This is a genomic window from Butyrivibrio hungatei (genome assembly GCF_001858005.1).
GTDB classification, from domain to species: Bacteria; Bacillota; Clostridia; order Lachnospirales; family Lachnospiraceae; genus Butyrivibrio; species Butyrivibrio hungatei.
Window position 1 is genome coordinate 2697408 of record NZ_CP017831.1, and the last position, 25285, is coordinate 2722692.

The 25285-nt window shown below is 40.4% G+C and carries 25 protein-coding genes; 1 reads left to right on the forward strand and 24 read right to left on the reverse strand.

Translation table 11 applies throughout. The annotated features are described in order from the left end of the window. Window positions 1-13: 13 nt before the first annotated feature. The 9 genes from bhn_RS12500 to rsxC form a co-directional block, all read right to left on the reverse strand. Complete coding sequence (locus bhn_RS12500) at window positions 14-526, reverse strand: adenylyltransferase/cytidyltransferase family protein (protein WP_071177008.1); 513 nt, start codon at window positions 524-526, stop codon at window positions 14-16. A 14-nt stretch (window positions 527-540) separates the two neighbouring features. Then, complete coding sequence (locus tag bhn_RS12505; RefSeq protein ID WP_071177009.1) at window positions 541-1062, reverse strand: cysteine hydrolase family protein; 522 nt, start codon at window positions 1060-1062, stop codon at window positions 541-543. Further along, complete coding sequence (locus bhn_RS12510) at window positions 1047-1775, reverse strand: NUDIX hydrolase (protein ID WP_071177010.1); 729 nt, start codon at window positions 1773-1775, stop codon at window positions 1047-1049. Before bhn_RS12510 ends, bhn_RS12505 begins: the two co-directional genes overlap by 16 nt. 761 nt (window positions 1776-2536) lie before the next feature. Further along, window positions 2537-3331 (reverse strand): RnfABCDGE type electron transport complex subunit B, encoded by a 795-nt coding sequence (locus bhn_RS12515; RefSeq protein ID WP_071177529.1) that lies wholly within the window; start codon window positions 3329-3331, stop codon window positions 2537-2539. Between the two features lie 24 nt (window positions 3332-3355). Then, on the reverse strand, window positions 3356-3943 hold the full coding sequence (rsxA, locus tag bhn_RS12520) for an electron transport complex subunit RsxA (protein ID WP_071177011.1): 588 nt from the start codon (window positions 3941-3943) through the stop codon (window positions 3356-3358). 2 nt (window positions 3944-3945) lie between these two features. Further along, on the reverse strand, window positions 3946-4725 hold the full coding sequence (gene rsxE / locus bhn_RS12525) for an electron transport complex subunit RsxE (protein ID WP_071177012.1): 780 nt from the start codon (window positions 4723-4725) through the stop codon (window positions 3946-3948). Beyond that, window positions 4725-5333 (reverse strand): RnfABCDGE type electron transport complex subunit G, encoded by a 609-nt coding sequence (locus bhn_RS12530; protein WP_071177013.1) that lies wholly within the window; start codon window positions 5331-5333, stop codon window positions 4725-4727. Before bhn_RS12530 ends, rsxE begins: the two co-directional genes overlap by 1 nt. A gap of 2 nt (window positions 5334-5335) precedes the next feature. Next, on the reverse strand, window positions 5336-6280 hold the full coding sequence (locus bhn_RS12535) for an RnfABCDGE type electron transport complex subunit D (protein WP_071177014.1): 945 nt from the start codon (window positions 6278-6280) through the stop codon (window positions 5336-5338). Between the two features lie 15 nt (window positions 6281-6295). Further along, window positions 6296-7612 carry an electron transport complex subunit RsxC gene (gene rsxC, locus bhn_RS12540; protein ID WP_071177015.1) on the reverse strand — a complete coding sequence of 439 codons (1317 nt, stop codon included), beginning with the start codon at window positions 7610-7612 and terminating at the stop codon, window positions 6296-6298. 221 nt (window positions 7613-7833) lie between these two features. Here rsxC and bhn_RS12545 point away from each other — a divergent pair, with 221 nt between their 5' ends. Beyond that, on the forward strand, window positions 7834-9021 hold the full coding sequence (locus tag bhn_RS12545; protein WP_071177016.1) for a ribonuclease H-like domain-containing protein: 1188 nt from the start codon (window positions 7834-7836) through the stop codon (window positions 9019-9021). Between the two features lie 65 nt (window positions 9022-9086). Here the strand turns inward: bhn_RS12545 and bhn_RS12550 are convergent, their stop codons facing one another. The 15 genes from bhn_RS12550 to bhn_RS12620 form a co-directional block, all read right to left on the reverse strand. Further along, a complete protein-coding gene (locus bhn_RS12550) occupies window positions 9087-9344 on the reverse strand; it encodes a hypothetical protein (protein WP_071177017.1) in 258 nt (85 codons plus the stop codon). 149 nt (window positions 9345-9493) lie between these two features. Beyond that, window positions 9494-10231 (reverse strand): MerR family transcriptional regulator, encoded by a 738-nt coding sequence (locus bhn_RS12555; RefSeq protein ID WP_071177018.1) that lies wholly within the window; start codon window positions 10229-10231, stop codon window positions 9494-9496. Then, complete coding sequence (locus bhn_RS12560; protein ID WP_071177019.1) at window positions 10228-11133, reverse strand: DUF2268 domain-containing protein; 906 nt, start codon at window positions 11131-11133, stop codon at window positions 10228-10230. Before bhn_RS12560 ends, bhn_RS12555 begins: the two co-directional genes overlap by 4 nt. A gap of 147 nt (window positions 11134-11280) precedes the next feature. Further along, window positions 11281-12411, reverse strand: a complete 1131-nt coding sequence (locus bhn_RS12565; protein WP_071177020.1) for a glycoside hydrolase family 88 protein — start codon at window positions 12409-12411, stop codon at window positions 11281-11283. A gap of 45 nt (window positions 12412-12456) precedes the next feature. Continuing rightward, complete coding sequence (locus tag bhn_RS12570; RefSeq protein ID WP_071177021.1) at window positions 12457-13983, reverse strand: lipopolysaccharide biosynthesis protein; 1527 nt, start codon at window positions 13981-13983, stop codon at window positions 12457-12459. Continuing rightward, window positions 13983-14912 carry an alpha-1,2-fucosyltransferase gene (locus bhn_RS12575; protein WP_071177022.1) on the reverse strand — a complete coding sequence of 310 codons (930 nt, stop codon included), beginning with the start codon at window positions 14910-14912 and terminating at the stop codon, window positions 13983-13985. Before bhn_RS12575 ends, bhn_RS12570 begins: the two co-directional genes overlap by 1 nt. Before the next feature lie 27 nt (window positions 14913-14939). Further along, window positions 14940-16112, reverse strand: coding sequence for a polysaccharide pyruvyl transferase family protein (locus tag bhn_RS12580; protein WP_071177023.1), 1173 nt, complete (start codon window positions 16110-16112; stop codon window positions 14940-14942). Further along, complete coding sequence (locus bhn_RS12585) at window positions 16109-17086, reverse strand: glycosyltransferase family 2 protein (protein WP_071177024.1); 978 nt, start codon at window positions 17084-17086, stop codon at window positions 16109-16111. The genes bhn_RS12580 and bhn_RS12585 overlap by 4 nt, the downstream gene beginning before the upstream one ends. Next, the gene (locus bhn_RS12590) at window positions 17071-18480 is read right to left on the reverse strand and encodes a DUF3329 domain-containing protein (RefSeq protein WP_071177025.1); all 1410 of its coding nucleotides are present in this window, start codon (window positions 18478-18480) and stop codon (window positions 17071-17073) included. Before bhn_RS12590 ends, bhn_RS12585 begins: the two co-directional genes overlap by 16 nt. Continuing rightward, window positions 18461-19657, reverse strand: coding sequence for a hypothetical protein (locus bhn_RS12595; protein ID WP_071177026.1), 1197 nt, complete (start codon window positions 19655-19657; stop codon window positions 18461-18463). Before bhn_RS12595 ends, bhn_RS12590 begins: the two co-directional genes overlap by 20 nt. A 2-nt stretch (window positions 19658-19659) precedes the next feature. Beyond that, window positions 19660-20616: a glycosyltransferase family 17 protein gene (locus bhn_RS12600; RefSeq protein WP_071177027.1), complete on the reverse strand. Its 957-nt coding sequence runs from the start codon at window positions 20614-20616 to the stop codon at window positions 19660-19662. Further along, entirely contained in the window at window positions 20606-21700 is a 1095-nt protein-coding gene (locus bhn_RS12605; RefSeq protein WP_148661955.1) for a glycosyltransferase family 2 protein, read from the reverse strand. Before bhn_RS12605 ends, bhn_RS12600 begins: the two co-directional genes overlap by 11 nt. Further along, a complete protein-coding gene (locus bhn_RS12610; RefSeq protein WP_236845925.1) occupies window positions 21655-22425 on the reverse strand; it encodes a DUF5672 family protein in 771 nt (256 codons plus the stop codon). The genes bhn_RS12605 and bhn_RS12610 overlap by 46 nt, the downstream gene beginning before the upstream one ends. A gap of 3 nt (window positions 22426-22428) precedes the next feature. Then, entirely contained in the window at window positions 22429-23466 is a 1038-nt protein-coding gene (locus bhn_RS12615; RefSeq protein WP_071177029.1) for an alpha-1,2-fucosyltransferase, read from the reverse strand. A gap of 13 nt (window positions 23467-23479) precedes the next feature. Beyond that, on the reverse strand, window positions 23480-25273 hold the full coding sequence (locus bhn_RS12620) for an ABC transporter ATP-binding protein (RefSeq protein ID WP_236845926.1): 1794 nt from the start codon (window positions 25271-25273) through the stop codon (window positions 23480-23482). Window positions 25274-25285 lie beyond the last annotated feature (12 nt).

Below are 25285 nucleotides of genomic sequence, written 5' to 3' on the forward strand. Positions count from 1 at the left end.
ACCTCTTCTCCTTTTAATAGCTCTTTTTGTAATATTCTCTAAAGCTTGGTGCCATCTGATCCATGTACTCTTCCCCATTTTCACGGATCATAGTGCCGCTTATTGGCCTAACCCTCTCACACTTTCTAACCTTTATATTCTGTGGAGTGCTTGTTAAAAGATCTGTGTAATCCCCTTCAGATGTATAAAAAACAATTTCATCTTTGGCTGATATCAGCTCTTTTTGAAAAAGCATTAGTAACATTCTATCTACCCAGTAATTCCAGATCTGCTGCTGATCCCAATGCTCTTTGATCTTCGGATCTGTATCTGGAAGAATTGCTGTAAAAACCTTTTCTTCATCAGCAAATTGCTTTTGGGCTAATTCAAGTCTCTTTTCAAGAGGATACATTGGATAACCTCTGTCACCCTCATGTCCGCAGCAGACAACTACTACCTTGTCCATCTCGGTCTTGGCGATATCAACAACATCCATATGACCCAAATGCATTGGGGCAAAGGTTCCAAAAACAATTCCAACTTTCATGTGTTCACCTTCTCTTAGGCTACCTGTACCTGGCAGCTCTTCATTGTAGCAAGTGCAGCGTTGTGTGCGTCTACAGTAACTCCTGCGCAGCAACTAGAATCAACTGATACAGGAACTTCTCCGCAAAATGCCTTGATGAGAAGTGCGTTACTTACTACGCAGATATCTGTGCAAACTCCGATGAGCTCTACGCTGATGTCGCCGCCTGCTTTATTTGCAAGCTCTTTTACATACTCAGCAAGCTCAACGCTTCCGAATGTTGGCTTATCAAATATCTTGCCTGTTGCAAACTCCTGAAGTTCAGGAATGATCTGCCATCCATCAGTTCCTTTGATGCAATGTACAACTGGAAGGTTGCGACCTTCCTGAGTGTCCATGTAGTTTTCCCCATGTGTGTCTCTTGTGAAAAGAACTGTGCCATCAAATTCTTTTACCTTTTTAACTACATTTGGCACGATTGCCTGTGCTTCCTTGCTTCCAAGTGCCCCTGTAACGAAGTCTTTCTGCATGTCTACCACTATTAAGATCTTATCCATAACTTCTCTCCTCCTATATATGCATATGTATCTGCAGGTCGTCCCCTTCCTACAGAAGTAGAACCAATTTTATTTATCAGGCCGTTCTCAATATATGTATTCATCTGATACTTGGTAAAGTTGCCTCTGTTGACTTCCTTTCCTATGATTGCCTGATATATTTCCCTTAGGATAGCTGCTGTAAAGCACTTCTGGTCCTTTAAGAATTTAAAAAGAATGTCTGTGTACTGAGTCTTGCCTCTAAGTCTGTCGATTGCTATATGAAGCATCTCATCATGATCAAAGCCTAAGCTGTTACTGATAAAGCTTGCATTTGAACCATCCCCCACCTTGAGGAGCTTTTCATAGCCCACATTTGAGCTTGCTATTGTGAACCACTCCATCCATGGCACCTTTACCATATTCATATCTGGAATTATGCCTATATATGCAATGGATATAACCCTCTCCCTGGGATCTCTTGTAATATCTGTGAAAGTCTGAAGCTGCTCAGTGTAGATATTTCCTTCAAGTCCAAGTCTGTCGGCAAGGAGTCTCTCTACTGCCCCTTCTGCCGATTCATCCTCATGAATGAAGGTACCAGGCATTGCGTACATATCCTTGAAAGGCTCTTCGTCCCTCTTAGTAAGACAAATAGCAAGCTTTCCATCTATTATTGAAAATAACAGCAGATCCACTGTCACATATGGGTGTTTGTAATCTGCAAGTGCCATGTTTGCTCCTTTCTAGATAGTATTCATATATTAGTAGTTTATCCTATCTTTGGTTTTTCTTGTTTCTTATCTCTTTAATTTGTTTCCATTTTATATTTATTATTATAACCATAGCATTTCATATGTCAATATATTTTGTTTCATTTTTTGACTTATTATTTTTCATCCCATTAGCCTATTACGTATTTTATTTACAAGCTGTTATTATCAAAGATAGACAGCGCCTATGTATGATAAACAAGTAATATAACAAATTATCAACATGTCAGTTCCCTAGTTTAACAAGAAGAGAGCCTAAATTATATGCAATCACAAGTTTAGGCTAAAGATTATCGTTCCCTGTTTGCCATGATAATTTCCAACTTTAGCCGAAGGCCCGGAAATCTATCATTTTCGGTTAAACTTTTCTTATACTATCTTTCCTTGACGCCACTGTCATATTTGTAATCTATAGCCTAATTTTCATACATTGCATGCTTTCGGCTAAATATTTTATCTTTCTCACTTATTAATACCGGCAAAACTTTAGCCTAATCAGACGAATTTGCTATGTTTCGGCAAATCAAAAAGATAATTAGAAAAGGAAACAAAAATAGCCAGAATAAATTAAATAATAGCAAGAATGAATTAAACAATAGCAAGAAAAAAGTCAGATACAGTTTATGTTCCTAGCAACATAAATCGTATCTGACTTCAAATTTCTCAATTAAAATCTTCAAAAATATCGGAGCGAAAAATAGAAGTTATATCATCTAACTATCTCAACATCCAACTATTGCTTTCTTTGGGCACTTCTCTACGCAGGTGCCGCAGTGTGTGCACTTGGACTGATCAATTGATGCAACGTTGTTTTCAACTGTGATCGCACCAACCGGGCAGTTCTTTTCACAGATGTGACATGCTATGCAGCCAACCTTACAGTACTGGTTAACAAGCTTACCCATATCCTGTGACTTGCAGGCAACTGACTCTTCTGCAGTATAAGGAATAAGGTCGATCAAATGTCTAGGACAGATGTCGATACACTTACCGCAGGCCTTACAATTGTCTTTGTCTACTACTGCTACGCCATTTACAATGTGAATAGCGTCAAACTGACAAACTGATACGCAGGAGCCACCGCCAAGACATCCATAGGAGCAAGTCTTTGAACCGCCGCCAGGAGCCTGTGTCTGGAGTCTACAATCAGATACACCAGTGTACTCGTACTGCTGAGTAGCGTTCTCACAATCACCATGGCAATGTACAAATGCCACCTGGCGAACTGCTTCGCCAGCTTCTACTCCCATAATTGCAGAGATTGTTGCTGCTACAGGAGCTCCGCCAACAGGGCACTGATTAACGGATGCCTCTCCTTTTGCGATCGCTGCTGCACAACCAGAACATCCAGGATATCCACAGCCACCGCAGTTATTGCCAGGAAGAGCCTCTAAAATAGCTGCTTCTTTTTCATCGACATCAACATGTAGCTTCATGTCTGCCAGTCCCAGGATCAAGCCAATTACAATTCCCACTCCGGCGACAACTACTGTTGCAATGATAATTCCATAGATCATAGTCATCTATCTCCTTTTTGTGCTTTATTTCAAAGCTGAGAATCCGGTAAAGGCAATAGCCATAAGACCTGATGTCAAAAGAACCAGTGGCATTCCCTTAAATGGTGCAGGGATGTCATTGTATTCCATCTTCTCACGAAGGCCTGCCAAAATTACAATAGCTATTGTAAATCCTACTGCAGTAGCAAAACCGCAGATCGTACTCTCAAGAATTGAGTATCCATCAGTTACGTTGTTAAGCGCTACACCAAGAACTGCGCAGTTTGTTGTGATAAGTGGAAGATATACACCAAGAGCTCTGTAAAGAGATACGATATATTTCTTCAAGATCATCTCTACGAACTGTACCAGCATAGCGATTACCAGGATGAATACAATTGTCTGAAGATATGAAAGATCAAGTGGATTCAATATAAATTTATAAATGATGCTACATACAAGTGAAGCAAGTGTGATAACGAATACGCAGGCTCCACCCATTCCAATGGCTGTGTCTGTCTTCTTGGATACACCAAGGAAAGGACAAAGGCCAAGGAACTGACTAAGTACTACGTTATTTACAAGTGAGGCCGAAATCATAAGTCCCACCAGATTAAGTATTGTTGCTCCCATGGTTACTCAGCCTCCTTTTCTTCTTTTTCTGCAATGATCTTATCAGCTGCTTTCTCCTCTTCTGATGAACAGCAGCCCTGCTGGAACTTTGATGTATCCTTACCCTTCTTTTCAAGGTTTGACTTAACCTTGTTCATGATGGCAATAAGGAATGCCAATACAAAGAAAGCACCAGCCTGCTGAACAAAGATGCTGATTGGATGATAGCCTGCAAGGAATGCTCCTACAGGTCCAGGAACCACTGTTCCCTCACCAAGGATCTGAACATCAAAGGCTGTGCCAGCACCAATAAACTCACGGATAAGACCGATTATTGTAATAGCACAGGTGAATCCGATACCCATACCGATTCCATCAAAGAAAGAAGGCACGATTCCATGCTTGCTGGCATAAGCTTCTGCTCTACCAAAGATGATACAGTTAACAACGATAAGAGGAATATAAACTCCAAGGGCGCTGTTAAGAGCTGGCACGTAAGCCTGCATCAGAAGCTGAACCAATGTAACGAATGAAGCAATAACAACGATAAATGAAGGAATTCTGACTGTGCCAGGAATAACCTTTCTAAGAGCTGCTATAACTGCATTACTAAGTGATAATACGAATGTTGTTGCAAGGCCCATTCCAAGACCATTTATTGCTGATGATGTAACCGCAAGTGTTGGGCACATACCGATCATCAGTACTAATGTAGGGTTCTCAGCAATGAGACCGTTAAAAAATCTTTCGGCAGGAGTATCTTTTTTGAACCCCAAAGCGCCAGTTTTTACATCTGCACTCATCACTGTCCTCCTTTCAATACGTCATCGAAATATTTAACTGCTGAATTTACACCGTTTGTAACTGCTCTTGATGTAATAGTTGCACCAGAGATAGCTTCAATCTGAGAATTAGCATCTGAAAGCTGTCCATTTTTTACAACAGTGTACTGCTGAGCAGTCTTGTCTGCGAACTGAGGAACGATGATCTTTTCAGCATTCATTCCAAGTCCAGGAGTCTCAGCGATGGAAATGATCGAAATACCATTGATATTTCCCTCATTTGTGATACCAACTGTATAGACTATGAAATCTCCATAGCCTTTTGATTTAACCTGAATAACGTATCCAAGCTTGTTACCGCTGGCATCCACAGCCTCTTTTACGCTCTCAATAGATACTCCAGAAACCTCTGAAGTAGCACCTGCTGCACCATTTTCATCAATTGCCACATCATTAAATGTAGAAGCTGCTGCAAATACTGACTGATTAGCCTTGTCCTGTGCAAGCTTTTCCTGATAAGCTATAGGCTCTTTTGTTACCTGATATACAAGTCCAAGGAGCACACCAGCCACAAGAGTGATAGCAAAGAGGATAATGGCGTTTTTAATCATGCTTTTTGTATCGTTCATAATCACTTCGCCTCCTTCTTTGCAATTTTTCTGATGCCAAAGGCTCTAGGAATTGTAACTTTCTCAATAAGTGGAACAAGGAGGTTGCCAATTACGATTGCAAACGAAACGCCCTCTGCATTTGCTCCAAATATACGGAATATTCCAGTTAAAAGACCTAAGATAAAGCCGTAGATAACTCTTCCCTTAGGAGTGATAGGACATGTAACGTAGTCTGTTGCCATAAAGAAGGCACCAAGCATAAGTCCGCCACCTGCAAGATGTGCAGAAATGTAAGACCAGTTAAATCCGTATCCGCCAAAAAGTCCCACGAAAACAGCAAATGTGATGATGTATGTGAATGGAATCACATAATCGATAATACCGATTGCAAAAAGGATCATTGCTCCGATAGCGATGCAGAGCATTGATGTCTCACCGATAGTACCGCCTGTTCTACCAATGAGCATATCCATTACGTTTACTTCCACGCCATTTTTGAGGTTGGCAAGAGGAGTTGCTCCTGTGTAAGTATCTGTAACAAAGTTAGTCATAAGGGCTGGGAAAGAAATAACAAGGAAGCATCTTCCACCAAGGGCTGGGTTCATGAAATTCTGTCCAAGTCCACCAAATAACTGTTTTACAAGGATGATTGAGAAGATTCCGCCAAGTATTGGAATCCAAAATGGTACTGTTGATGGAAGATTCATTCCCAGTAAAAGACCTGTAACTACTGCGGAAAGATCTCCAGTCGTAATTGGCTTGTGCATCAATTTCTCATAGATAAACTCAGAGAGAACGCAGGAAGCCACTGATAACAAAAGAATAATCAAGGCATCCAGTCCAAAATTATAGATACCATAGCCTGCTGCAGGGAGCAGTGCAATGACAACCCACATCATGATGTTTGAAGTTGTTGTCTTGGCTCTAACATGAGGATTGGATGATACGCTTCTTAAATCACTCATCTAGAAATGTCCCCCTTACTTTTTCCTTTTTCCAAGCTGTATCTTACGCATACCCTTGATCAGCTGAGTAAGCTGTCTCTTTGCAGGGCAAATGTAACTACAGCATCCACATTCACAACATTCCATTCCGTACATATCAAGGAATGCCTGTTCATTGTTATGTTCAACAGCATCTGCCAGGTTCTTAGGAATAAGTCTCTCAGGGCAGACCTCAACGCACCTTGCACAATTTATGCAGGCAGTTGGTTCAAACTCAGCAACTTCATCCTCAGTAAGGCATGTAAGAGCTGATGCTGTCTTAGTAGTAGGAACATCAAGATCAAAAATAGCAAATCCCATCATAGGGCCACCTGAAATGATCTTGGCTGGTTCTGTTCTGAATCCACCTGCATCATCAAGAAGTTCTCTATAATTGGTTCCTATTCTTACTTTATAGTTTCTGGGATCTGTGATGGCATCACCAGTAATAGTAACGATTCTCTCCATGAGAGGACGGCCCTCTTTTACGGCTCTGCACACAGCACAAAGAGTATCAACGTTGTCTACGATACAGCCTGCGTCAGCAGGAAGCATAGACGAATTGATCTCTCTTCCAGTAACTGCATAGATAAGCATACGCTCAGCACCCTCAGGATACTTGGTCTTGACAGGCTTAACGCTTATCTTTTCTTCGTCTTTAGTTAATTCTTTGAATTTTGCGATCGCATCAGGCTTATTGTCCTCAATTGCCAGGATACCTCTGGCATTAGGGAATATGCTGACTGCAATCTTTAGACCTTCTAAAAGAAGCTCTGGTTCTTCGATCATACGTCTATAGTCTGAAGTCAGATAAGGCTCACACTCAGAGCAATTCGCAATGACGTAATCAATCTTGTCTGGCTCTTTTGGAGAGAATTTAACAGCGGTTGGGAAACCTGCACCGCCCATACCAACTACTCCTGCCTCACGAACTGCTGCGATCTTGTCTTCCGCAGTCATCTCTTCGTATGGCTTTGCTGGCTTGAATTCTACTTCCTCATACTTACCATCGTTCTCAACTATGATACTCTCGCACATAGCACCAGTTGCCAGTCTTCTAGGTTCGATTGACTTAACTGTTCCGGAAACAGTTGCATAGATTGGTGCAGAAACAAAGCCACCTGCTTCTGCAATTTTTTGTCCTGTAAGTACATGATCCCCCACAGCAACAATAGGCTTTGCCGGTGCCCCGATGTGTTGAGAAATGGGATACACCAGATCGCCCTTTGGTAGCACTGATTTTATGGGCTTATCCTTAGAAAGCTCTTTGCCTTCGTAGGGATGTATGCCGCCCTCAAAAGTACCTCTTGCCATATCCTACCCTTCTTTCATTTTTAGAATTTTGCCCTGAGGACAGAATCTCCCCAGAATGAATTTTCCATAGAATAATTATATATGATTTTCATCAAAAATGATGATTAAACTTAATTTTTCTGACAATAATACACGCTTAAGATGACCAGTCAGGTATTTCTGAAAATAGAATTATGCTATACTGATAAATGTAGGAGATTTCGGAAAGTGAGAAGATTTTTATGATCAAAACTAGCGAAGGTTTGGTTTTTCCTGACGAGCATATTATAAATACTTTGCCAAAGCTTTTAGACTGCGCACCAGAGGATATATTCTTTGTTGACATCGAGACTACAGGTCTTTCACCCAAAAACTCTGATATCTACCTCATTGGCGTCGCATACTATGACAGACACAATTGGCATATCTGCCAGTTTTTTGCTGAGAATTCTTCTCAGGAAGAAGAAGTTTTAAAAGCTTTCTGTGCTTTTGTTAAGTCTTTTAAGATAGCAATTCACTTTAACGGAGATAGATTCGACATTCCGTTCATCCAGAATAAATTAGAAAAATACGGCCTTGATGACCCCTTTGAGAAAATGAGTTCCCTTGATATCTACAAGGAGATCAAGGACTACAAAAGGCAACTGGGTCTCATGGATTGCAAGCAAAAGACAATTGAACTCTACCTCGGGATCATGCGTGAGGATAAATACGATGGTGGCAAGCTGATTCCTATCTATAAAAAATACACGGAGTCAAAGGATTCTGATCTTTTAAAACTCCTTATGCTCCACAATTTTGAGGATGTTAAGGGAATGTTTGAGCTCCTTCCCATGCTCCGCTACAAAGCATTCTTTTTGTCATTTTCAAATATGCCGGATGTTTCCATCAGAACTGACGCGGAGATTCCTTCTTCTGAAGAGGTTTTGGATCTTTTGCCTCTTCGGGCCAGAAAGGTTCAGGCCAATTACTACGATGATATAGATGGTCAGCAAAAGACTGAAGTATACATGAAGCTGTCCCTTAGATTCAAGCTCCCTTCATCCCTCTCAGGGAACCTTGATGGTTGCTATTTTAAGATAGAAGGCGATGAAGCTGTTCTTAGAGTTCCTCTGTATGAAACAGAGCTTAAGTATTTTTATTCAAATTACAAAGACTATTACTATCTTCCAAAAGAGGATATGGCAATCCATAAGTCAATTGCCGGATTTGTAGATAAAGACTTTAGAGAAAAAGCAACTGCAGAGAACTGCTACACCAAAAAGGCCGGTCAGTACCTAAGAGAGTGGGATCTTTGCTTTTCTCCATTCTTTAAAAAGAACTATGGCGATAAAGAATTTTTCTTTGACCTCAACGACAATATGAAACAAAGCCGCTTTGCCATGAGCCTGTATGCTTGTCACGTCATTGCTCATGTCTTAGAACTATAATGTTATATTGCGGAAAATAAAAAGAACCTCTGTCTTACAAAAGACAGAGGTTTTATTTATGATCCTTACCTTGCCGGAGCCCATGTAATTCCGTACATCTGCTCCATAAGCTTTCTGAGTTCATCTTTCATCCTGCTACAAGCTGATGCCTCATCAACAAAATTCATTACCCCAATTTTTTCCTTTTTGTCCTGGAAGAAAACAGACCAGCCATTTTCAGTTTTGGCAAGACATATTCTATTCTTATGAGCGCCTCCAATCTTATAAAGTTTGGATGGTACGAGATGTTCTTTAAAATACTTCTGAAGTTCCTTTGCGTTCATGATCTCCTCCATTGCGTATAAAAAGTATCGTTATCTTGAATGTTGTTTTATAAATCATTACATGTAGTATTGATTACTACATATAATATATCACAATACTATTTCGTGTGCAACAACAAAAAATGAGCCCTAACCTCCGTCCCTAGGGCTCATTTTTTGCCGCAATATATCTTTATTGCCTGATATGTAAATGCACCGGTTCCTTTACCGCCAGCTTTGTCGATATTCTCAGTAAATTCTCCGCCACCATCATAGATTTTTCCAAGACTATACAGTATGTCATTTGTACATGTGTAAAGATTGTCAGTTATATAATCCTTCATTTTCTGAACAATCTCTTGCGCCTCATCACAAGCAGGATCCAAATCCTTTAGCTTCCCCATTTCCACAAAAAGCTTCATGAAGTTTTCCATAACCAAGTTGTCATGCTCTTTTGTCCAGCCCTTAGTCTTTTGGGCGTATTCTTTATACTGAGGAGTATGCTGCCACTGCTCTTTAGCTCTTTTACTATATTCATCGAGCTTGCTGGAATCGAACACAGAAAAATCAAGCTTGGCATGCTTAAAGCCGATAGTCTGCATTGTTCTAGCTACCGTGATAAGGTTTTCTATATGCTCTTTCTTTAGTTGTAAGAGCTTTATCTGCTGATTAAGAGCTTTATTCCTATCAAAATCTGCGCTGTTTACTATAGCCTGGATGTCCTTTAGCGGGAATTCAAGCTCTTTAAAAAACATGATCTGCTGCAACTTTTGAAGCTCTGCCTCGTCGTATAGTCTGTATTTAGCATCTGTATACTTTGCAGGCTTTAACAGGCCTATTTTGTCATAATATTGAAGTGTCCTGACGCTCACTCCAGAGAGCTTGCTGACTTCATGTACTGTCATCATGTCCAGAAATCCTCCACTTCATCTAGTATTTCTTTGGCTGGGAGTATTGTGGCTTCTTCGATCGGAATCTTTGTCTTTTCAAGGTAATGCTTGATAAGATAATATCCTGTTGCGTAACCAGCGCAATATGGAAGCCCTACCTTTGGAAACTGCTGAATCTCAGCCATTTCATCGCCGTAAAGGTATGATGTGATATTGTCAAAGCCAGTCACTTCAAGACCGTCGTGAATTATCTCTTTTATGAGTGGCATCAACTCCATATCTGTCTTGGTAACCCATGGGCCAAGAAACTCCTCGCCAAATATAGTTGTGGCGTAGTTCTCAGCAAGGCCTTCGCTTACGATCATCTCAGCAAGGTTGATGTCATTTGTCCACTTGATAAACTGATATCTCACGTTGTGGTTGGTCTCATGAGCCAGGGCAGAAGGGAGTCTTTTTATAGTCTCCTTTGATGGCACAAGCCATGCCATGATATAGCCAGGAATTCCGCCATCTCCGCAGTAGCCTTCGTTCATGACTGTGTACGCATTAGTTGGATTAGCCAGGAAAAGAGAATACAGATAATCCGTTACTTTCAGCTCAATACCACGTTCCTCGAATCTACTAAGTGCTGTTTCTATAGCGCTCTGGCAATCATCCCAGATCTTTTCATCAGATAAAAGATCTATAGAACTCTCGAGGCTACTATCTACAGCTGAAGGTGGCATGAGACCCATCCTATTATTGGCCATGATAATGTCATATCCACCGGGATGTGTGGGCTTAAGTGGTATATGGTAGCAATCCCACTTTCCCATAAATGGCATCATCATTTCATAGCGGTATATATCATCTTTTTTATCTTGCTCAGCCAGCATGATCTTTGTGTAGATATCTGGCGAATAAACTCTGCTTACTTTCATAGTCATCTCCTTGAGTAATAATATAAACTATTACGTAACGTCAGAGTCAACACTTTTTGTAAAAGAAACGAAAAAGAGCTCCGCAAACGCAGAGCTCAAGAGCATTTTCGGAAATGAGCCAAAGCCGACCTCCCTAGGGCTCAAAAATCATTCCCCAATTTCAGCAAGAGCGGCAAGTACTGCTCCCTGTCCCCATGGATATGTGCCATAGGTCTGGTAGTGAACACCGAAGTCGTCGCAGGAACTAAGGGCGTCAAGAACGTCGCCCTCCTTGGTGTGAGTAATCATACAATCGCGGGCTTTAGCAAGTTTATCTTTTAGTGGAGCAATCGCAGAATCAGCAAAGATTCCGGCATTTACGCCTCTTGCGATACAGTATGCGATCATGCCGGTTGCAGACATATCAATATGTCCCTCAACAGCCTGCATCTGCCAGCTCCAGCCACCGTCAAATCTCTGGTAATCAAGGGCTATCTCACAGATATTTCTATAAATCTCAACCACATCAATATCCTCAGCAATGGCTTCTGCCTTGGTAGGAGCACCTTGTACACTTGCCTTAGCCTGAACAACTGCTGCCTCAGTAATTCCCATAAAGAGCCATCCAAAAGCTCTGCCCCATCCAAGAAGTCCCTTCTTGGTTCCTTCTTCCATGGAATATCCGTGATAGTTAAGTCCTGTTCTCTTATCTATTCCATGATTATAGAAATTCTTGATCTGCTTGGCTGCGCTAAGTCTTGCCCCAGCACTGATTGAAATATCAGAACCACCAAATGCCTCTCCATAAGCAGCCATAAACATTGAAACCTGACCTACCCCATCGGCAAAGATATTTGTTGAATCACGGCCAGGATTGTAGATAACTGAGCCATCATTGTCCCTTGGAGTCTTGGCTATAAAGTCTGCAATCTTATCTGCTGCCTCTTTGTACTTGTCTTCCTGAGTATATTCATAGCTCTTTACAAAGCAGTAACCAGCAAGAGCATCATCTACAAAGTCAATCTTTCCATCATAGTCTCTAAGCCACATGTCTGTATGAGCAGAGATGTGCGACATGATCTCAGGTCTGATCACTCTGTCCTTTGCTGCAGACAAAAGCCCCAGCATCAGCATTCCTGAAGGCCAAAACAGCGGATCCTTGGTCCTTACAGATCTTCCCATAACTTTCTTGGCTGTGTCCTTCATCTTGTCAATGAGAGATACGTTCATGATATCATCAAGCTCAGCCTCGCTCTTTTTTATTATCTCCTGGTACATTTCATTGAAGCTTTTTTCCATATGAGTCTCCCTTTTTTTCATACCCCATGACTTATGTCATGTAACTCAATGCCTTACTAACTTCTCACGCAACTTGCCATAAAGATATTTAAACTCTTCACTTCTACCGTAAAGAATAAAATAAACTCCATTAAAGACGATTGTAATGATCACTGCCATGATCAGGAAAGTAAATATATTTAAGTTTGCCAGCACTTTCAGACTTATGAAATGGCAAGATAAAAGTACAAACAACAAACTGGCTATATATTTAAAGGAATCAATAAAATAGCTGCTGGCGTCCATATCAAAGCAGGCCCTGTAGATGATTATAGGCTTGGTGATATTGGCAATAAGTCCTGACACGATAGTTCCTATGTAAATACCAACAATTCCAAGTGGTGTCTGTACAAGAGCAATTGATAATACAAGGTTAACTGCTCCCTGAATAAGGGCCAGGTACTTATCCTGCTCGAACACACCTGCTGCTGTCTTGTAGTTACTAAGAACTATTCTGTCACCCTTGAAGTAATAATCTGTAAGTATGCAGTACACTGCTGCTGGAACCAGCACCCACTTATCACCGATCCATATCCTGATAAGAGGTGTCAAAAGAATCATGAATCCCACGCAGGAATATCCATAGATCCAGGATGCAAAGAACCTGTAAACCTTAAACATTTCATACTGCTTTTGCTTGGACTCTGTGGCGATCAGATTTCCAAAGCTTGAAATAACCGAGTTAAAAATAATATTTACAAAATTTGATACTGAGTTAAGGACCAGATTGTAGTTATCTACATATCCAGCCATTTTTACCTGGATAAAAGAAGTAATGATAATGGCATCTGTCTGAAGTCTTGCCACATCACCAACTTTGTGAAAAACTAATGCCTTGGTCTTGTTCCAGACTTCATCACTCTCAGCCTTTGCAAGTGGCTCGATGTTCTTTTCCTTAAGAAGCGGATACTTCTTGTCCAGATATATTGATACAAATATCTTCTGTACCAGCTGCACTGCCGCATCTGTCAAAAGGAACAGATAAAAGTTCTCTGTTATTACTACTACTGCAATCTGAATACTTACTGTAACGATCTTGGTAATAGTTAAAATATTGGTCTGAATGTAGTTCTTTTGCTCAGCATTTACAAGGCTGTACTTGTAGGCTACAAAGTAGCTGCTGACTGTATTAAACAAGAAGATAAGGTAATAAAGTGTGAGATCTCTCTCAGATACATCTCCCGGGTTCTTGGCAAGATACTTAAGGAATGGTACCAGCAAAAGACCTACAACTGCCACAACTGTAGCAATCACGCGATAAGCCTTGCGATACAGCTGCATATAGGATTTGATCTTCTCTTTTTCACCCCTTGCTACAGGACCGTAAAGGCTGAAGTTAAGGGCTGTTCCTATTCCAAGCTCAGCCATGTTCAGAAGAGAAAGAATATTACTGTACATGCTGTTGACGCCAAGAAGGTCTTCGCTTAAGTGCATGATAAAAATGGTACGTAAAGCAAAAGACAAGATCAGCGTAGCAGCCTGCCCAATAAATCCAAATGCTATATTTCTTGTTGCAGATTTAATTCTTCCCATTAAACGATGTTTCCTTGATTATCAATCAATATCCAATCTTTCCAGTATTTATGCATAGTCTCAGGTTCAGCAACCTGATTGTTTCTCATCTTAAGAGTACGAACAAGCTCTTTGTCCTCTCTCTTGTTGAGTCTAGCCCCCCAGAAGCTAAAGGTTGAATTAGCACAAATGTTGCCCTTACAGTGACTCATGAGCATCAGATCCTGAACGGAATCTTTGCCAATGTTCCAGTCTATTATAGTATATCTGGACTCGTCGCTGTAATTCTCCCTTGCGTATTCGTGATCGCTGGTGAAAATGTAGAAGTGTGTTGAAGGATCCTCCTTAAGGAAATGATCCATAGCACTCTTGTAATACTCATCAGATGCGATGTTTCCAAGTATCTTTACATTTTCAGGAGCAAGATAATCGCCTCTTCTGATATGAACGCTTACTGAAACCTCAGAGTCCATCTTGGCTGCAATAACTTTGTTGCGCTGCTGCAGATCTGGATCTCTGTGGTCAGGAAAGACAAATAACTCTCTAAGCTCAGGCATAATGTCATCATAGTAATACTGACATGCAAAATAGCCTGTAATATACATATCATCCAGCTCGAAAACTTCCGGATGATACATCTTGGTCTCTACAAATACCTTAGGATTTGCAAAAGGAGTAAGTCTTAACATATTAGCAACTTTTCCTACTACCTTCTGGAAAATATTTCTCTTTAAAAGAGCTGCCTTCTCCTCCTTGGTACATACCTCATAAGGAAGGTCCTTAAAAAGTGCAAGTTCAAATTCTCTTGGAGCAAGCATGTTCTTTTGGATCTTTGGATCAAACCATGAAAGGTCCAACTTAACTTCTTTTCCAAGTTTTAATAGCTTACGATAAAGTGCATACTGCTGCATTTGGTTTCCCAGGCCGCCTGCAATCTGAATTATTATCATAGTATTTCCCCAATCCCCATTTAGTCTTTAAGCAGTTTCTTTTATCTTGTTATATGCCTTTATTAGTGAATCCGGCTCAGATAGTTCCTGAACTGGAAGGCAATAGTTCTCATAGGTTCCAAAAAGATCTGTGGCAATGCCCTTACTCTTAACTGAATAGCCAATTACAAGTGTTGGAACATTGCTACTGTATGCAGCGATGGTACTGTGTGTTCTGGCACCTACAAAAAAGCTGCACTTAGCGATATATCCTTTAAGCCCCTCAGCAGGTCTGTCTCCAATAAGCGCGATCCTGCCAGTATCCTTAAATGCCTCATAGAGCTCAGTAAGAGGCTTTCTATCATCGCTTCCACTCCATACTACGTGCGGAATAAGAGCTACGGAATCATCAGTATTATCAAAGATATACTGAATGAATTTCTTGTAGTTCTCCATGGTGATTCCTGGAGTCTTTTCTTTTTCAATGACCATAGGGCTTAAATTTATTCCAATGGTCTTACCCTGTTTAACTACATCTCCATCTGAAACATCAGATGTATCAAGCATAAATGCAGGATCTTTTCTAAGAACCAGCTTGTCAGCTGATATTCCCGCATTCAAAAGTCCATTATATGTGATCGATTCTCTTGCATATATCTTTGAATATGCACACAGGTCTTTATATAGAACTGGATCTTTTAATGAATCAGGCTCTATTGAGCATCCCCATAGAATTGTCTCAAAGCCTTTTTTCCTGAATACATTGTGCGCAAGGATCAGATCCTGCACCATCTCTGGATAGCAGTAGTTGTCGCCGCCGATAGATACCGCCAATGGCTTCTGACTCTTATCCCATAAAGGAGCTTCTTTCGACATCTGTGAAAAGAGCTTAAAAGCATCCTTAAATCTGTATCTCAAAAAAGACTCTCTGTCTCCTGTGATCTTTCTGTAGCCATAGTAAAGAACGTGGTCTACAAATACTCTGTCGATGTGCCTTTCTTCAACTAAAGTACACAGTCCCTCTTTTTCAAGTTCTCCAAGTGAATACTTTCTATCCTCTGCTACGCTGTTTGTCACTATAAGAACCGGAAGTTTAGTGTCTGCTCCCTGCTCTTTTCTTTTGGCTGCAATGAGTTTAACAGTGCTGTTTGCGATTGCTTCACAACCATGATTCCCAGAGCCAGCATGCATATATAAAACTATTGGTCTGTTTAGATTCATTTTTTGTAACCCCCATAGAGCTTAAGATATAACTTAGGACTGATTCTAAAAAGAAGTACTTTAACCTTGTATCCGGCTGAAAGTCCCGCAAAGGCGCCTCGCACCTTAAGAGCGTGTTCTATCTGGTCCCCAACTCTCATGATAACAAGGTTTGTGATATCAGCATCTCTCTGACCCTCAGGCACTACAGCCAGCTTACCAACTACCAAAAGAGCTGTCATGATCTGAGAGGCAGCTACGCTCACAAACGCATACTGTGAAATGTGCTCTGCTACTGGAAGAAGCCTATCTTCTGCCTCTTTCCAGCACACAAGCTGATCCATATAGCTTTCTTTAAATGCCCTGTTCATGGCACTAGCTTCGTTTTCTTCGTAGTTATAGCCATTTCCAGAGATGAGGCGTATAGTACGCTCTTTTCCCTGTAAAAGAGCTATATCAAGCATGAAGAGAAGGTCCTCTCCAATAGATAGTCCTTCCTTGAACATCACATGGCCATCTCTAAGAGTCTGTCTCTTAAATAGCTTACCCCATACGTGGGTGTTCTTGTTAAGGATAGAATTCTCAATGTACTGATAGCCGCTTATCTTACTGTTGCTGGCATAGCTATCTGTCTCATCTACTATAACTGTAGCTTCATCAAGGTACTTGAGCATATCCTCTGCAAAAAATTCAGCGATAGTATCATCTGCATCCACAAAGGTAATGTAATCACCTTCTGCCATCTCAAGTCCGATATTTCTGGCATGAGACACTCCAAAGTTTCTGGTGTGCTTGACCTTGATGCGTCCATGCTGGTCTTTGGCCGCAAGCTCATCACACAGGTCGCTACTGCCGTCAGTTGAGCCATCATCTACAAGTATTACTTCCAGTTCCTTCTCAAGAAGGTCCTTTTGGGCAAGACAAGACTGGACACATCTCTCCAGAGTGTCCTTAGCCTCATAAACTGGAATTATAATACTTAATACTCTGTCCATTCTTCCCTTTCCACACCTGAAACTGTGTCAAAGCCATATTTCTCAGCATAGAACTGATTGATCCAGAAATGATAATCCTCATCAAGATCAGACTGATATGCAAACGAGAATCTGTTATCCCACTGAGGTCTTAGCTTTGGTGCATATACGTCTATCTCGCCCTTATCTGCAAGCTCCTGCAGATAAGCATCTCTTTCATTAAACTCTCTCTTGATCCTAGCAAGGTTAGCTCCATTTTCGATATATGAGAACATCAAGATCAAAAGAGCTACTACTACCGCAGATGTTACAGCTGTCTGCTGCATTACAAATGCTAGTCCTTTTTCCTGATCAGAAGCACTTCCTGACATAAGCTTGGTATTTGCAAAGATAGCAACTCCATTTGCTACAGCAATCATAAGGAAAAGACCTGCTCCATAGTATGTTCTGATCTGAGATGATGGAACAGCTATAAGAGCAAATGCAGTAGCAAGTGCAATAAATCCAAAGAATCTCATGGTTCTAGTCATCTCCATGAACTTTCTCTTATCTACTGCTACGTATGCTACAAAAATAAGAAGCACTACAAACATAACTGTAAGAACAAGGTAGTTTTCCTTGATATTAAGAACAATCTTTAAAAATCTAGCCATAAGAGCCATAAAGCCTGTGTGCTCTTCGTCTGCACCTTCTGCTCTTGAGTAGTTACCAGGAGATGCGATCATGAAGGCAAATCCAATAAGGTTAGCTACTAAAGAAACTACCATCCAAGGCTTAAGGAACTTAAAGCTCTTGTTGTTCTGAAGCCACTTATAGGCAAGGAGAATAACTGTAACAAGAATAACTCCGCCAGATGTATTCTCATTGCACCAGCCAGCTAAAAGTCCAAGTACTGCAAGCTTTATCATAAGTCCTACAGAATTTTCTGACTCAAGCTTCATGTGCTTTCTAAATAAGGTCACATATCCAAGTACAATTGTTCCTGTAAAGAGATAATTACATGCTCCAGTCTCCCAGAAAACTGTGTTGCTGATGGCTGGATCAAAGAACCATAAAAAGCAAAGGATAACCCCGTAGATCCTGATGTCGTATTTTTCTCTGGCATCGACATTTAAGTAGATAAGGATTGATTCCAAAGTAAATACAAGGGCAGCCACAATATCAAAGATAACCTTGTTTCCGCTAAACAAAAAGAATCTAAGGATTATATGAGCTACATTTCTGCCACTGTGATGGAGATAATGATCATACTCCTGTCCAAAGAGATCAAATATGTTTTTGGCTCCTGAAACAACGCCTCCATAGAAGATGTCATCAGACATAACAGGTGTCAGATATTCATAAACCGCCACCATTATGAAGGTTATAAATGCCATTAAGAAAAAGATATTTTTCTTAGTCTTGTTCTGAATCATTTCTTTCTCCTCGATGTAAGATAAAGTCTCCCAGATAAACAGCCAGGATTGGAAGAAGCATATTCCTACCAATATATCTTGAAACAAATGTAGCTTCGATAACTGTGTATACCCCAAGGGATAAAATAAGTATCAAAGTCCATGCGTCACGTCTTTTGAGGCACAGATAAATAAACACAAGTGTGAGTACAACTATTAAAGCTCCAGGAATGATGCCATACCAGTAAAAGATCCTGACCCATCCCATATCAAACATCTCTTCGCTTAAACTATCTGAAAAAGGCTTCCAGGAAATAAGAGCTCCGCCGTGTCTCTCACTGCCTCTGTAAAGGTTCTGTATTCTGTTGTTTAACATATCATCAAATCTAGTAAGCTTGATCTGATAATCTGTATCCATGTGAAATCTAGGTATCTCGCTTACAGCTGCTGCCCATACTGAAAAAGCTACTGCTGCCACAGGTGTAACTATCGCTGTGAGAATATATGGAAACCTAAACTTTCCAAGCACAGGAATGTATCTAACGATAAAGGCAATAGCAAGAGTACCCATGAATATCATCACGCTTGTTCTGGAGGATGTAAGCTTGTATGTACCCCAGATCGCTGCAAAAGCTATAGCGTACTGATAGAGTTTGGCTTTTTTGCCATAGATCCAGATCCACAAAAGCTCCAGTGCATAAACGCAACCTGCCAGTGTATTTGGATGTCCAAAGCCAAATACATATCTCTTTTCATCCTCTATCTCTCTGCCATAATCAGTGATGATAGCTACATCTCCAAGGATTCCTGTAACGGATAACAGCACTATCACTGCAAATCCAATGGCTGAAAAATAGAAGTAATATTTCATGATCTTCTTTAGATCGATATCTCTAAGCGCAAAGACATAATAGGAAAATCTAAGGAGCTCATTTCTACCTGTGATCCTATAACAAACAAATGTAAATACTGTAACTAAGGCAATGGCAATCCACTCTTTTTTGTTATGCTCCATCAAAAGAACTGCTGCAAAAGTCAAAAGAAATGTAACCCTGAAAACATGGCTGATAAAAGGAATAGAAACTTCACTTTTTTCAAGGACCATAAAAAACAGTTCCAGCGTAATAGCAAGATATACCAGTACTTCTGCTGTCTTTTTCCTATTTTCTTTTGAAAACATATCTAATAATTTTTCCATAATTATCTGCGTGTAATGATTCTTTTTATCTTTCTGAAAGCTTTTCTGCAAAAGCGGCCTGCTGTTATATCAAGGTAGTGATAGGTCCTTGATAAAGCTGTAACCTTTGGCATTACCAAATGGCTATACTCTGAAAGGTGCTCACGAAGGTACTCAGGATATGTCTCGTCCACTTCACATCTTTCAAACTTTGCATTTCTTCCAAAAATATCCTGTCCAAGAACAAGGTGATCCATTGTCTCAGCAAGGATTTCTTTGTCATTGAGCTCCTGATGAGCTGCAGCCTTAACCTTAACGCCAATTCTCTTGGCTGGGTTATTTTCTTTGCAGCCGCCCATATATCCAAAGTGCCATCCGCCGTCAGCTACGCGAACTGATCTCTCATCGCAGACAGAAATAAGGTCACGCAGTCTCACGATTCCTTCCTTTGGAATATTGAGAATAGATGTGATCTTAGTTCCAAGCCACTTTCTATCTATTTCTGCTATCTCAGGAAATTCTCCTGTTATAGATAAAAGTCTTCCTGATCTTTCTTCGTTATTTACATATACGTAAAAGTTTCTCTGCGCAAGGTGATATACCTTGTGCTTGTCAAAGGTTTCGATGATCTTAGTAAGAACCTCTGGATTTGGAATCTCATCTGCATCGCCAAAGATGATCACATCATCCTCTGTGGCATCTACTTCATCAAGTCCCTTTGTAAGGTGGTTCTTTTGGAAGTAGTCACGCTCATGAGTTACCTTAAAGTCCTGGTCCTCATCCACAACAACATAGATGATCTTGTCCAAAAACTCTTTGAACATATCCCTATTTTTCTCAAAGCAAAGCTCTTTTGGCTCACCAGAAAAAGTGGTTGTAGCTTCCTCGATGATAAACTTATCCACATATGGGTTAAGAATATTGAGTCTAAGCTTTAAAATATCAAGTTCATTAAAAAAAGGTATAAGATCATAAACCATGTTTTAAAATCCTTTTAATCCTTGTCTTTAATCTGCGCTTTGTAGCAGACATCATAAGTCTAATATACGGGTCAGATGCCTTCTGAAGCTTGTGCACATAAACGTCCTCTTCAGGCGCCCATGCTGGAAGGTCAAGCTCTGCGAATTCATTATAGAACTTCTGATCCATGAGCCATTTAAGCTTTTCTTTGATCTCAGAAAGAGGCACATTTGAATAGATAATATTTATCACCGCGATGGTACATGTAAGAGACTTTCTGGCATTGATGTAACTGTTAAAGCAGTCACCAACCCATTTCTCACTATAGTCTGCAAATGCTTCCCAAGCTCTTTCCTGATGAGTTATGTAATCAGGATGATAGCCTGCTGTGAGGCCTTCATTATTTCTGCGGTAGTAATACAAGATCTCATCCACATAGACGATCTCTCTTGCCTTGTCGATAAATGCTGCAGTCTGCAGCAGATCCTCGCCGTGATTAAGATTATCCTGCTCATTGACACTGATAGCAGAAAGTGCAAGTTCTCTGGTAATGCACTTATTCCAGAGGGCGTTTAGAGAATCGTTCTTGCACATGATCTCGTAAAAGATTCTCTTGTCGTCGCCTTTATATATCTTTCCCTCTTCTAAAGGAAATGAAAACTTTCTCTTTTCCTTGTCATCAAGATATGCTGCGTTATACAGCACCATATCAAGGGCGGGAGCATTCCTTCTATTCTGGACTATAGCCCTTTCTATCTTGGAAAGAGCTGCGCCTGTAAGACAGTCATCTACGTCAACAAATATGAGCCACTGCCCCTTAGCGTTCTTGATTCCTTCTCTTCTGGCGCTATAGGCACCAATTGGTCCATAGTGAAAGGCCTTTATGAAGGGATAACTTCTTGCATACTCATCACAGATCTTTGGACTGTTATCTGTGGAACCGTTTTCCACAAGCAGCACCTCAAGATCGATGTCCTGATCAAGCTGCGCAATGATAGGATCCATCATGTCATCTATGTACTTTTCGCCATTATGAACAGGCACTATGATCGAAAAAGTCATGTGATATTGTGCTCCTCTTTCCACTTCTTTGATCTTCTCCAAAATAGAAGTGGTCTTACTGCCATCTTAAATCTCTTCTTTGGGCTGTAGAAATGTGGATAACCCTCATTTTCTCCCCACCATTTGTGGAAAGCAAATGGCTCTATGCCCTTATTTTCTGGAAGAGGATGTTCTCTACCAAATCTAACCGCAAGTTCAAGTGGTGCCCACTTAAGCCCCTCTGCCTCCATGTCGTTCTTGTGCATGCAGCAAAGGAAGATATCCTCATTGTAAAAATCATCGTATCCCTTTTCCCACTTAAGGTTATGTACAGTTGGATACTCAAGAAGTCTCTTTGACCTGATGGAAACACTGTTTCCTACGCGGCAGATCTCACCCTTACTATCTCTGTAGGCATAGTCATTCTGCGGGAGTGGCCAAGGAGATCCGATATAGTCATACTCAAGAAACTCATCAGTCCAGTTCTCAGGGTGGATAACAAATCCATCTGCATGAACTATCATTACAAAGTCAGTCTCTATATGATCTTTGAGCTCATAGACCATCTTGTAATTAAATTTATCGATGCTATCAAGCTTGTCTGTGTGACTGTATCTGATATTCTGAGGGAGATAAAAAGGCTTCTTGTCTGTAATAAGCACTGCATCTCCAAATTCAATATCTCTCATGCTGTACTTCATGGCCTTGACGGTTTCATAGAGGTTGACGCTGGTCATGGCACAGAGAGTCACGTTTGGCAGCTTTAATTTTTTACTATTATCACTCATAACTTATATCCGCTTTATAATTCCGGTTCTTCTCTCAAGTGATCTTATGATCTTCTTAAGGTAAAAGACTCCGTAAATACATTTTCTTCTGATAATCTGGCAGAAGTACCTGAATTTACCAGGCTTTACATTTCTTTTGGCATAAAGTCTTGAAGTCTTTTTGTACTCTTCAAGCTCTTTTCTGCACTCTTCTGCTGTGAATATCCTGCCCTTTTTGTCCTGATAATGAAGGAAGGTGTAGATATTCTGCTCTGAAGACCAGAAGCCATCTGAAATATTATGTCTTGCCCAGTACTTAGGTGCTATTGCGTACTTAAGCTCTGTACTTGAAAGTACTGGCATGATCGAAAATGAAGAATTTGAAAGAATAAGGTATCTGGCATTCTTGACTGTCACATAGTCCTTACCCATATCAAAGTGATGGCACTCATACTCAGGAAGGACCTTTTTGGCAGCCTCTTCATCCTCTGTGACCACCATAAATCTCATGTTAGGATTTATCTCTTTCATATGCTCTATGGCATTTAAGAAATATCTCCTATCAAGGTACAGCTCAGGGTGATCAGTATACTCACCACCTCTGATATTGATGATGCAAAGATCATCTGCTGTGTATTCATAAGACTCAGCCTCAGGCTTAACCTTAAGCCAGTCTTTTATCTGATCTCTATATTTTTCAAAATAGCTCTGATCCTGAAGATTACCATAAATAAGGGTATTGTCCTCAACTTCAAAAAGCTTTGGATCAGGACCACTGATATAGCAACCATTTGCCATATCATGCTTGGAATTACCCATGTATAGGCGATCATCCTGCTCAACAAAGATCTTGAACTTATCCTTATCCTCTGGAGGAATCTCTTTTCCCATATCGATATCCATGAAATACATTCCCATGTTGGACTGAGCTACATTTCCAACCTGACCAGGATTTATGAAACCAAAATCAACGCCTTTTTCCAGGGCTACACATCTGGTAGTCACATAGAAAAAAAGCTGATTTCCAAGTCCATATCCTTTTATAAACTCTGTTCCTATCATATATCCTAAGCCCTTACTGAATTATTGTTCTGCCCTCAAGGGATGTCTCATGTATCTTTTCATCTTTTACTTCGTAGATGATATCGCAGTTTGCAATAGTATTAAGTCTATGAGCAATGATGACCATTGTTTTCTTGCCGTGGAAACTATTGATAGCCTCCATGACTGCTGCCTCTGTCTCATTATCAAGAGCAGATGTAGCCTCATCAAATACCAATATCTCTGGATTGTGATAAAGAGCTCTGGCAATACCGATTCTCTGTCTCTGTCCACCAGACAATCTAACGCCTCTGTCACCAATTCTGGTATCAAGGCCCTCTGGAAGAGTCTTAACAAAGTCAGCAAGCTGAGCTTCCTTCATTACTTCCCAGATCCTGTTATCATCTATCTGATCTTCATCAATACCAAAAGCGATATTTGCTCTGATGGATTCATCTACAAGGTAGATAGACTGTGGAATATATCCGATCTGAGCAAGCCATGAATCGTAGTTACTAAAGATGTTGCTACCGTCGCAGAGAACTTCTCCTGACTTAACATGTAAAAGACCAAGAAGCACGTCTACGATAGTTGACTTACCTGCACCAGATGGTCCCATGATACCAACTGATTTTCCCTTAGGAACTACCATGTTGGCATCTGTGAAGATGTTCACTTCAGCATCAGGATAAGCAAAAGTAATATCCTTTAAGCTGATCTCTTTTTCAAGATGAAGCTCAGGGCCAGCGATTGCAGCTCTTTCTGCACGCATTTCCTTATCTTCCTTCATGGACTCAGTTAAGTTGTTATATACGAAGTCCAAACTGAACTGGTTATAAGCAATCTGTGTAAGATAGGTGTTAATTCTGTTAACAGAAGGCATGATCCTGACAGCAGCAACACCAAAAGCTGAAATCTGTGGAAGAAGTGCTGTAGCATCTCCGCCATTTACAAGATAGAGGAGCACATACAAAAGAACTACTGCAACAAACACAGTCTCTATAAGGAGTCTTGGGATGTTATTAAGAACAATGTAGTTTCTGTCTATATCAGCTCCAAGCTTTCCTGATTCATAATAATTTCTGATGAAGAAATCCTGTCTGTTTAATACCTTTACGTCCTTGAGTCCGTAGATAGCCTGAAGTCGCCACTTCGCAATCCTTGACTGGGTCTCCTGATTCTTTCTTCCGATCCTATTAAGACGAGGCTTTAAAACCTTTGTGATAATAAGCGTCAGGATCAAAAGAACAAAGATCATAAGAAGTGTCATCTGCCAGTTAACCAATAAAAGCACGATACCAAGGCAGGTTGATACTACAAACTCTGTTGCAAGAGAAAGGATTGAGAGCATAAGTGTAAATGTCTTTGGAATATCACTATCAGTAATCCTGAATACTGTAGGAATATCTGCTCCAAGATATGCCTCATATGGTCTATTGAGGAACTCTCTCATGACACGGCTTATCATGTCATTTCTGGCTCTTGAAATAAATGTATTCTGCTTGTAAACAAGAAACAGAAGATAAAGATTTTTGAATACAAAAAGGAAGATAACAACAACTACTAAAACCGTTATAAGCTTTAGATCTGTGTCAATATGCAAGAAATTAACGATGCTTTGAAGTTCCGGGCGCTTATCGATCTGTCTATGAATAGCTTCTGGCTTCAATATTGCAGAAACTACTGGAAGCATCATTGAAACTCCTAAAGTTTCAACAACACCCCCAATCAGTATAAGGACAGCTAATAAAATAAGCTGCCCTTTTTGTTTTTTATCAAATATATAGTTAAGTTTAGTAAACATACTTACTTTTTTTGTTTCATTCATTGTCTGTAACAC

Coding starts and splice junctions, on each gene's coding strand:
- bhn_RS12555 (WP_071177018.1), bottom strand. CDS start 10,231: ATGATGACAGTACATGAAGTCAGCAAGCTCTCTGGAGTGAGCGTCAGG.
- bhn_RS12580 (WP_071177023.1), bottom strand. CDS start 16,112: ATGAATCTAAACAGACCAATAGTTTTATATATGCATGCTGGCTCTGGG.
- bhn_RS12585 (WP_071177024.1), bottom strand. CDS start 17,086: ATGGACAGAGTATTAAGTATTATAATTCCAGTTTATGAGGCTAAGGAC.
- bhn_RS12595 (WP_071177026.1), bottom strand. CDS start 19,657: ATGGAAAAATTATTAGATATGTTTTCAAAAGAAAATAGGAAAAAGACA.
- rsxE (WP_071177012.1), bottom strand. CDS start 4,725: ATGAGTGCAGATGTAAAAACTGGCGCTTTGGGGTTCAAAAAAGATACT.
- bhn_RS12610 (WP_236845925.1), bottom strand. CDS start 22,425: ATGAGTGATAATAGTAAAAAATTAAAGCTGCCAAACGTGACTCTCTGT.
- bhn_RS12575 (WP_071177022.1), bottom strand. CDS start 14,912: ATGATAATAATTCAGATTGCAGGCGGCCTGGGAAACCAAATGCAGCAG.
- bhn_RS12530 (WP_071177013.1), bottom strand. CDS start 5,333: ATGAACGATACAAAAAGCATGATTAAAAACGCCATTATCCTCTTTGCT.
- bhn_RS12515 (WP_071177529.1), bottom strand. CDS start 3,331: ATGATCTATGGAATTATCATTGCAACAGTAGTTGTCGCCGGAGTGGGA.
- bhn_RS12620 (WP_236845926.1), bottom strand. CDS start 25,273: ATGAATGAAACAAAAAAAGTAAGTATGTTTACTAAACTTAACTATATA.
- bhn_RS12565 (WP_071177020.1), bottom strand. CDS start 12,411: ATGGAAAAAAGCTTCAATGAAATGTACCAGGAGATAATAAAAAAGAGC.
- bhn_RS12545 (WP_071177016.1), top strand. CDS start 7,834: ATGATCAAAACTAGCGAAGGTTTGGTTTTTCCTGACGAGCATATTATA.
- bhn_RS12550 (WP_071177017.1), bottom strand. CDS start 9,344: ATGAACGCAAAGGAACTTCAGAAGTATTTTAAAGAACATCTCGTACCA.
- bhn_RS12600 (WP_071177027.1), bottom strand. CDS start 20,616: ATGGTTTATGATCTTATACCTTTTTTTAATGAACTTGATATTTTAAAG.
- bhn_RS12505 (WP_071177009.1), bottom strand. CDS start 1,062: ATGGATAAGATCTTAATAGTGGTAGACATGCAGAAAGACTTCGTTACA.
- bhn_RS12500 (WP_071177008.1), bottom strand. CDS start 526: ATGAAAGTTGGAATTGTTTTTGGAACCTTTGCCCCAATGCATTTGGGT.
- bhn_RS12560 (WP_071177019.1), bottom strand. CDS start 11,133: ATGAAAGTAAGCAGAGTTTATTCGCCAGATATCTACACAAAGATCATG.
- rsxA (WP_071177011.1), bottom strand. CDS start 3,943: ATGGGAGCAACAATACTTAATCTGGTGGGACTTATGATTTCGGCCTCA.
- rsxC (WP_071177015.1), bottom strand. CDS start 7,612: ATGGCAAGAGGTACTTTTGAGGGCGGCATACATCCCTACGAAGGCAAA.
- bhn_RS12590 (WP_071177025.1), bottom strand. CDS start 18,480: ATGATTCAGAACAAGACTAAGAAAAATATCTTTTTCTTAATGGCATTT.
- bhn_RS12615 (WP_071177029.1), bottom strand. CDS start 23,466: ATGATAGGAACAGAGTTTATAAAAGGATATGGACTTGGAAATCAGCTT.
- bhn_RS12535 (WP_071177014.1), bottom strand. CDS start 6,280: ATGAGTGATTTAAGAAGCGTATCATCCAATCCTCATGTTAGAGCCAAG.
- bhn_RS12570 (WP_071177021.1), bottom strand. CDS start 13,983: ATGGGAAGAATTAAATCTGCAACAAGAAATATAGCATTTGGATTTATT.
- bhn_RS12510 (WP_071177010.1), bottom strand. CDS start 1,775: ATGGCACTTGCAGATTACAAACACCCATATGTGACAGTGGATCTGCTG.